The organism is Microcystis sp. LE19-195.1E, from assembly GCF_027532095.1.
Classification (GTDB): Bacteria; Cyanobacteriota; Cyanobacteriia; order Cyanobacteriales; family Microcystaceae; genus Microcystis; species Microcystis aeruginosa.
This window is the reverse complement of record NZ_JAPZSZ010000030.1, coordinates 1-8,373: the sequence shown is the minus strand read 5'-3', so window position 1 is coordinate 8,373 and position 8,373 is coordinate 1. Positions and strand designations below refer to the sequence as shown.

Sequence of the window (8,373 nt, the reverse complement as noted above, 5' to 3'; positions counted from 1 at the left end):
TCTTGTTCGGGTGTGGGGTAAAATCGAAACGAATAGGCTTTTTCCATACCTCACATTTTAGCATATATTTCGTAAATGTGCTAATATTTAACAGTAAAGCCGTCGTAGAACGACGGGGTTTCAGACCCAAATTTTCGATGAAAGCGCAAACAACAAGTAAAGATAGCCTGATCCTACGGCGAGAAGTAGTGGGTTCCCGTCGCCCTAGTAACTATTTTTGGGCTGTAATCGTCTCTATTGGCGGTCTAGGGTTTCTCCTCGCCGGTCTTTCCAGTTATTTGAAGGTCAATCTACTTCTCGTTAGCGATACCAGTTCCTTACAATTTATTCCCCAAGGAGTCGCCCTCCTCTTTTACGGTACTGCGGGGACTCTTTTAGCCATCTATCTCTGGTTATCTCTCCTCTGGAATGTCGGAGGTGGTTACAACGAGTTTAACAAGGAAACCGGCAAAGTTAAAATCTTTCGTTGGGGCTACCCTGGCAAAAATCGTCGCATCGATCTCGATTGGCCTCTCGAAGATGTGCAAGCTGTGCGGGCCGAAGTGCGAGAAGGACTCAACCCGAAACGGGAACTATTCCTGCGGATTAAACAGCGTCGCGATATCCCTTTAACTCGCGTCGGCGATCCGATGTCCCTCTCGGAATTGGAAAATCAAGGAGCGGAACTCGCTCGTTTTCTGGAAATTCCTCTAGAGGGATTGTAGTCCTTTTTTCGCTCTTTTTGGCTATAAAATGATGAAGATAAGAAAATCTTGCTGGCTGTCTGTGGTTTGTGTTTTTTTAATCACAACGACGACACTTTTCGGCTGTTCTTCCCCGGAAGCTAATTCCACCCCCGATAATTCTAGTATCACCCAAACCTCTCAACCTGCCAGTTCGGGCAGTGTCAACATGGATAATTACAAACCCCGCTTAGATGGAACTGCCGTCGTCGAGATGATCATCAAAGGTAAACCGGTAACGATCGAAATTGATGGCAAGGCGGCCCCAATTACTGCCGGTAATTTTGTGGATCTGGTGGAGAGAGGTTTTTATAATGGTTTAACTTTCCATCGCGTGGTTACAGAACCGCAGCCTTTTGTCGCCCAAGGGGGTGATCCCCAAGGTCGCGGAACCGGTGGTTTTGTCGATCCGAAAACCAAGCAATCCCGTTATGTTCCCCTGGAAATTCTCCTCAAAGACGAAAAAGAGCCGATTTATGGGCAAGCAATCGGTCAACAGGCCACGGCGCGCACTCCCATCGTCGCTTTACCCCATAAACGCGGTGCGATCGCAATGGCCCGTTCTCAACAACCTAATTCTGCTTCTTCTCAGTTTTATTTTGCCCTGTCGGATATCAATTTCCTCGATGGTGATTATGCCGTTTTTGGTTATGTAACTGAGGGAATGGAAGTGATCGATACGATCAAACAAGGGGATAAAATTGACTCGGCCAAGGTTGTTTCCGGTGCAGAAAACCTGAAAAAATAGCGATCGGTTAGGGTGGGACCGGGCGACAATAATTTAATGTTCGCCGTCACCCACCCAATCATTTAATAAATCTGCTGCAAAAATCAAAAATCTTCCGTCAGGTGAGGAGTCTCCGAGCCAGTAGTCAGTAGTCAGGAGAATTAAGAATGAATAATAATCAATTAAATGCTCTAAGTAGGAAGGCACAATTATTTGTAGGATGGGTTAGCGGTAGCGTAACATAATCGGGCGTTGGGTTTCATGCTTTAACCCAACCTACGTTCATCTGATAACTGATAACTGATAACTGATAACTGATAAATGAATGTTGTGGTGACGGGAATTGGGTTGATCAGTTCTCTGGGAAATTTAAGTCAGAGTTGGCAAAGATTACTAGAGGGCAAAACTGGTATAACTAGGCAACAACCCTTTTCTGATTTACCCGCTTTACCCTTGGGTTTAATCGGTCACAAACCAGCATTTTTAGAGGATTTAACCAAAATTGCCCTGATTGCCGCCCTTGAAGACGCGAAGTTAACCCCTCCCTTAAAGGATTGTGGTGTCACTATCGGTTCTAGTCGAGGTTGTCAGGGTTTATGGGAACGGATGGCAGCGACGGGAATAGTAGAAAACTGGTTAGATAGTTTACCCGATCGCGCCTCGGTATTGACCGCTAGATTGATAGAAACCGGCGCCCCAGTCTTAGCACCCATGGCGGCCTGTGCCACGGGCATCTGGTCGATCGCTCAGGGTGTAGAATTAATCAAAATGGGAGAATGCGATCGAGTTTTAGCCGGGGCGCTCGAAACCCCGATCACTCCCTTAACTTTGGTGGGATTTGAACAGATGGGAGCTTTGGCGAAAACGGGCTGTTATCCTTTTGATAGAGCTAGGGAGGGCTTGGTTTTGGGGGAAGGTGGCGCGATTTTAGTCCTTGAATCGGAAGAACTGGCTTTAAGCAGAAATGCCCCCATCTACGGGCAAATTTTGGGCTATGGTTTTACCTGCGATGCCGATCATGTCAGCGCCCCAGCGGTGAATAATCGTAGTGCTACCAAAGCCATAGAACTATGTTTGCACAGAAGTCAATTAAGAAAAGATGAAATTAATTACATTCACGCCCACGGCACTAGCACGCGTTTAAACGATGAACGGGAGGCAAACCTGATCGCCAGCATTTTTGGCTCGCAAGTGGCTGTAAGCTCGACAAAAGGGGCAACAGGACACACTTTAGGGGCTTCGGGGGCATTAGGCGTGGCTTTTTGTTTAATGACCCTGAAAAATCAGCTAATTCCCCCCTGTGTCGGTGTGCGCGAGTCTCCTTTTCAGTTAAATTTAACTAGATCGGCTGTTAATTTTTCCCTGCACAATTGTCTCTGTCTTAGTTTCGGTTTCGGAGGACAAAATGCAGCTATCGCAGTGGGGAAGTTTTTCAGTGATCAGTGATCGGTAATCAGTTCTTTCCCTGCCGGTCTCTGCATTTTTAACAAAACTTAACAATTATGGGCGAAATTTTGCTGGCTTTTGTCGGGAGATTTTGAGATAATATTTTTAAAAGATTTTATTCATAATGGGAATATTTGAACTTATAAAAATTTGCACGGATTCCCATTATGAGAAAAGCATAGCACAAGCCGCCGCCAAAGTCAAGTCCTTTCTTATTACTTATGGGTGCGAATTTCCAGGAGTCAAAAAGGGCCTTAGTGGGGGTGCTAGGTGTTGGGGAGATTTTTCAGTGATCAGCTTTAATACTGCTCACTTAATATATACTGCTCACTTAAAACTCACATCTGACTCCTGACTGCTGATAACTGATTATGGATACACCGCGACTACATCCGGACACGATCGAAGAAGTTAAACAAAGAATTGATATTGTGGATTTAATTTCGGAGAGAGTCGTCCTCAAAAAAAGGGGACGGGAATACGTCGGTTTATGTCCTTTTCACGAGGAAAAATCCCCCAGTTTTACGGTTAGTCCTGCCAAACAAATGTATTACTGTTTTGGCTGTGGTGCGGGGGGAAACGGGATTAAATTCTTTATGGAGGTGGGGAAACAATCTTTTAGTGAAGTGGTTTTCGATCTTGCTAGAAGGTATCAAATCCCGATTAAAACTCTAGCAGTAGAACAGCGTCAGGAATTAGAACAGCAATTATCCCTCAAAGAACAATTATACGAGATAATGGCCGTGGCGGTGAGTTTTTATCAACACGCCCTTAGTCAACCCCAAGGGGAAAAAGCGTTAGATTATCTCAAGGTACAACGACAACTAACCCCAGAAACTATCGCAACTTTTCAACTGGGATATTCTCCAGAAGGTTGGGAAACGCTCTATCGTTATTTAGTGGAACAAAAGCGCTATCCTGTGGCTTTAGTGGAACAAGCGGGATTAATTAAAGCGCGTCAAAATGGTAGTGGTTATTACGATCAATTTCGAGATCGTTTAATGATTCCTATTTTTGATAGTCAAGGACGAGCGATCGCTTTTGGTAGTCGCACTTTAGGTAATGAGCAGCCAAAGTATCTAAATTCTCCCGATACTCCTCTATTTGAAAAGGGAAAAACTCTCTTTGCTCTTGATCGAGCTAAACAGGCAATTATTCAGCAAGATTTAGCGATAGTTGTCGAGGGTTATTTTGACGCAATCGCTCTCCATGCTACTGGTATTAGTAATGTGGTTGCCTGTTTAGGAACAGCTTTAAGTCAAGAGCAAATTAAATTACTTTTGCGCTACAGTGAAAGTAAACAAATAATCTTTAATTTTGATGCTGATCAAGCGGGAATTAAAGCGACACAAAGGGCGATCGAGGAAATTAACTCCCTAGTTTATTCGGGACAAGTTAACCTAAAAATCCTCAATCTTCCCGATGGTAAAGATGCCGATGAATTTCTTAAATCTCGTGCTGACGGGGTGAATAGTTATCGAGAACTAATCGAAAAATCTCCTTCTTGGATTGATTGGCAAATCTCGCAAATGTTGGTTAATAAAGATTTAAAACAGGGACTACATTTTCAACAAGTAGCCAATAGTATGGTGAGTTTACTGCAAAAGTTAATCGATAGCAATCAACGCACTTTTTATCTAGATTATTGTGCTGAAATTTTGGCTCAAAAAGATGCCACTCGTTTGCCTTATATTTTAAAAAATCTCTCAAAGCAGGTTAATAAACCTCAAGGAAAATCTCTGGCAATCAAGAGGAAAAATATTTTAGATAAATCCGAAAAAAATAGCTCGGAAAAAGCCGAATGGTTATTATTATTAATCTATCTCCATTATCCTGAATATCGGGAAAGAATTTTAGAATCTTTGGATGAAAAAGATTTAATTTTTAATCTCCTGGATTATCGTTGGTTATGGCAAGTAATTCTAGAGTTAGAAACCCAAATTACTAAACCAAGAGATTTGATGTCAGCCTTACAGAATCATTTATTGATGATCACCACAGACAAAAACCGTGATTTTAATTCTTTATTTCACTTAAATGAACATACCAGTCAGGAAATTTTGCAGCCAGAAGAACAAATTAAAGATGCTATTATAGCTATGGAAAAAATTAGTTTAATGGAATATCGTCGCTACTGTCAAGAACAATTAATTAATGCTCTCGACAGCAATCAAAGGGAATTTTATCAGCAGGAATTTTATCAAACTGTTAATAAATTAATCGAAATTGATCCTCTATACCAACAAGCTTAATTCTCTAATTGATTAGAAACTAGACAGTTGTTCGGCAATAATAGATACTAACTTATCCACTGCTCCTGCTTGTCCGCGCACTGCCCGCAATTTTTGCCGGATAGCCTCTAATTGTTGGGGATTTTCTAACCAAGATATAGCCATATTTGCCACTTCCTCTGGTTGTAATTCCCCTAATAATTCCGGAACAATTTCGGCACCAGCCCAAATATTTGGCCAAGCATATAAACGCTTTTTCCGCAACATATAGAGATTAATTATCTTAGCAAATAAAGAACCCACCCCCGGCAGTTGAGCTAATAAACCGGGTAAACCGTCCCAAGTCCGCATCGCGTCTAGTTGCTGAGTCGGTAGTAAAATAATCATCGGGATTGCCAGCGCCCCTAATTCGGCAGTATTAGCACCCACCGTCGTTAAAGCTAAATGACAGCGAGAAAGCTGGTTATGGGCGGGAAAATCGGTAATTAGGTCAACTTTTACCCCCTTATCTGTTTCTAGATAGGGTTTTTCACCGTTTTTTAATTTGGCAGCACTCCAACCGGTTTTAGTGATCATCGGATTAGAGCTAGGATCGGCAAATTTCGCCAAATAAGCTAAATTTAGGGTAGGAGCGACGGGAATTAAGAATTTAGTCCGGGGATCCTGCGCGTGTATCTTTTCGGCAATGGCTAGGGTTAGGGGTACACCCTGAGCTAATTTCGAGGGTTTGGAACCCGGGAGAAGTGCAATTAAGGTAGCGTCATCAGGGGTGATAGCATTGGGCAAATCCACCATTAAATCGCCGATAACGGTAAATTTATGCTGATATTGTTGGGGAATATTATTTAATACACTTGTATTCATCACGGCAAAGCGATCGATCCCCCGATACCAACGCGCTTCCCATTCCGCATAGATAACGGTGCGATAACCCAAACGTTTACCGATGGTGAGGGCAAAAAATTGATCGCCCCCTAAAAATAAAACGATGCCCTTGGGGTGCCAATCCCAATTATCGGCGGTTTTTCCCCAGAAAAGAAAATTAAAGAAGTTTTCTGGCGACTGGACTCGATCGACCTCCGGATATTTCCTAACTACTTCCGTTTCCGCCCCCATAGCATGGGTACAAGGGGAAAGAATCACCGAAATCCGCAACAGCGATCGATCTTCTGTTAAGTTTTGTCGCAATCTCTTGACAACTGGACGCACCCATGTAGATATTTCTCCTGGGCCATTAGAGAGAATGAGAAGATCAACAGGAGAATCAAACATGATATGTGGTGAGGTAGGAAGTTTTCGTTTTGGGGAGACAGTATTCAGGAGTCAGGAGACAGTATTCAGGAGACTATTTTTATTTGTTTTCCCCTCTCCCTTCTCCCTCACAACGCGCGCGAAGTGGTTTCCCTGTTGGGGTGTTGCCTACTTGCCATTGAATAAAGAACGAATTGCCTGATGTTTAGGGTGATCAAATTCTGGGGGAACCTTGCGGGTATCGGTAATCAACCAATCCAAGGCTGCCGCTTCCACATCGATCGCCGCGCCGGTTTTATCAACACAGTAGCGCCCAAAGACCAACTTATCCACCAAACGCGCCCCTGAACCGAGGCGAGAATATTCAAAAATAACGCTATTATCCACCGTCGCGCCGCCACAAATCCAACAATTCGGGCCAATCATACTCGGACCGACAATTTTCGCCCCGTCTTCAATGCGCGTCATTGCCCCGATATACACAGGTCCGGTGATATCGACTCGATCCCAGTTTACCCCCACATTTAAGCCCGTGTAGATGCCCGGTTTGACTTCGATGCCGGGGATAGCAACATTTTTAATTTTCCTGGATAACACCCCGCGAATTGCCTGCCAGTAGTCGGGGACTTTACCGATATCCACCCATTCAAAATCCATGTTTAAAGCGTAGAAAGGCGCAGCTTTAGCGACTAATTGGGGGAATAATTCGCCCCCGATGTCGTATTTACTATTAGGGGGAATAAAATCAATGATTTCTGGCTCAAAAATATAGATACCCGTGTTAATGCAGGTACTTAAAGCTTCATCGATGGCCGGTTTTTCTTGGAAACTGAGAATCCGTCCCTCCTCGTCGCTAACTACCACCCCATAACTGGATACTTCCTCTCTGGGGACGGTTTTGGTGACAATAGTGGCGATCGCTCCCTTTTCCCGATGCCATTTAACGGCTGCGGTTAAATCAAGATCGATCAGCGCATCACCACAGAGAACCACAAAAGTATCGTCAAAAAAGGGATTAAAATCTTGAATTCGTCGTAAACCACCCGCCGATCCTAGGGCATCACCGATTAACTCACCCTCTTCGATTCTACCCTCGAAAGAATAGCCGATATGCACCCCAAAACGCTGACCATCGCGGAAATAACTCTCAATTTCTTCGGCTAAATGACTAACATTGACCATGATCTGATCAAAGCCATGCTGTCGCAACAGTTCCAACAAAAACTCCATCACCGGCTTTTGTAAAATCGGGATCAGGGGTTTGGGAATCGTATGGGTAATCGGACGGACACGAGTTCCTTTGCCTGCCGCCAAAATCATGGCTTTCATTGATGTTTATTTCCTTTTGCGATCGAGGTTTGTAGTTAAATCATGCCTAGTGTATCATTACCGGCTCGGAATCAGTGGTTATCGATCCTCTTGGGGGTACCTCGAAAAATAGATTTACTTCAGCATTGCACCGCCTGAAACCCTGATCAAACCTTGGTTTACTCTCAATTAGTGCGAAGATTTTCTCAATAAGTCCAATTGATCGAGCTACCCCTTGAGTAATTGATAACGGGAAAAAGTGAGAGATTTAACCCAGATTACACTGATGGACAAAATTAACAAATCAACTTTGCTGTAACTCATACTACTCAGTCCTCTAGGCTAAGATGATCAAAAAAACGCAAGTTTTTAAATTGATGGGCAAAAAAAGTTTAATTTTAGGCAATAACCAAGGCGTTATGTCTAGGACACCTCGAAAAATCGAATTTTGAGGGACGGAGCGCCTTGTTAGTTCTTGAAAATAATTCCCTCTTCATCAATGTAGATCAAGGAGATTTCCTCGACCAACACTTTGTTAACAAAATCTTTTATCGAAAATTTGGGTTAAAACCCCGTCCTTTTAGGACGGCTTTAAGCTACAATGGAAAAAGCGATAACCAAGCTAAAAACTGAACCTTGACAACAGATAGTAGGGGGTTTTGTTCAGAAAAGAATTCAAATTCGGCCT

The 8,373-nt window shown here is 43.3% G+C and carries 7 protein-coding genes; 4 read left to right on the top strand and 3 right to left on the bottom strand.

Annotation, left to right across the window (positions count from 1 at the left end):
• On the bottom strand, positions 1–47 hold a 47-nt coding region (locus O9300_RS19380), incomplete at its 3' end, for a helix-turn-helix domain-containing protein (protein WP_353737100.1).
• A gap of 90 nt (positions 48–137) precedes the next feature.
• Here O9300_RS19380 and O9300_RS02280 point away from each other — a divergent pair.
• The 4 genes from O9300_RS02280 (at position 138) to dnaG (ending at position 5,147) form a co-directional block, all read left to right on the top strand.
• Positions 138–704 (top strand): photosystem I assembly protein Ycf4, encoded by a 567-nt coding sequence (locus O9300_RS02280; protein ID WP_008198988.1) that lies wholly within the window; start codon positions 138–140, stop codon positions 702–704.
• 28 nt (positions 705–732) lie between these two features.
• A complete protein-coding gene (locus tag O9300_RS02275; RefSeq protein WP_287731796.1) occupies positions 733–1,470 on the top strand; it encodes a peptidylprolyl isomerase in 738 nt (245 codons plus the stop codon).
• A 300-nt stretch (positions 1,471–1,770) separates the two neighbouring features.
• A complete protein-coding gene (locus tag O9300_RS02270) occupies positions 1,771–2,895 on the top strand; it encodes a beta-ketoacyl-ACP synthase (RefSeq protein ID WP_287969800.1) in 1,125 nt (374 codons plus the stop codon).
• A gap of 371 nt (positions 2,896–3,266) precedes the next feature.
• Positions 3,267–5,147 carry a DNA primase gene (gene dnaG / locus O9300_RS02265; RefSeq protein WP_287969798.1) on the top strand — a complete coding sequence of 627 codons (1,881 nt, stop codon included), beginning with the start codon at positions 3,267–3,269 and terminating at the stop codon, positions 5,145–5,147.
• Positions 5,148–5,159: 12 nt separating this feature from the next.
• On the opposite strand, the gene O9300_RS02260 is transcribed toward dnaG, so the two are convergent.
• A complete protein-coding gene (locus O9300_RS02260) occupies positions 5,160–6,398 on the bottom strand; it encodes a glycosyltransferase family protein (protein ID WP_287969797.1) in 1,239 nt (412 codons plus the stop codon).
• 147 nt (positions 6,399–6,545) lie between these two features.
• On the bottom strand, positions 6,546–7,706 hold the full coding sequence (locus tag O9300_RS02255) for a nucleotidyltransferase family protein (protein ID WP_061432229.1): 1,161 nt from the start codon (positions 7,704–7,706) through the stop codon (positions 6,546–6,548).
• Between the last annotated feature and the right edge of the window lie 667 nt (positions 7,707–8,373).

Coding starts and splice junctions, on each gene's coding strand:
- O9300_RS02280 (WP_008198988.1), top strand. CDS start 138: ATGAAAGCGCAAACAACAAGTAAAGATAGCCTGATCCTACGGCGAGAA.
- O9300_RS02275 (WP_287731796.1), top strand. CDS start 733: ATGATGAAGATAAGAAAATCTTGCTGGCTGTCTGTGGTTTGTGTTTTT.
- O9300_RS02270 (WP_287969800.1), top strand. CDS start 1,771: ATGAATGTTGTGGTGACGGGAATTGGGTTGATCAGTTCTCTGGGAAAT.
- dnaG (WP_287969798.1), top strand. CDS start 3,267: ATGGATACACCGCGACTACATCCGGACACGATCGAAGAAGTTAAACAA.
- O9300_RS02260 (WP_287969797.1), bottom strand. CDS start 6,398: ATGTTTGATTCTCCTGTTGATCTTCTCATTCTCTCTAATGGCCCAGGA.
- O9300_RS02255 (WP_061432229.1), bottom strand. CDS start 7,706: ATGAAAGCCATGATTTTGGCGGCAGGCAAAGGAACTCGTGTCCGTCCG.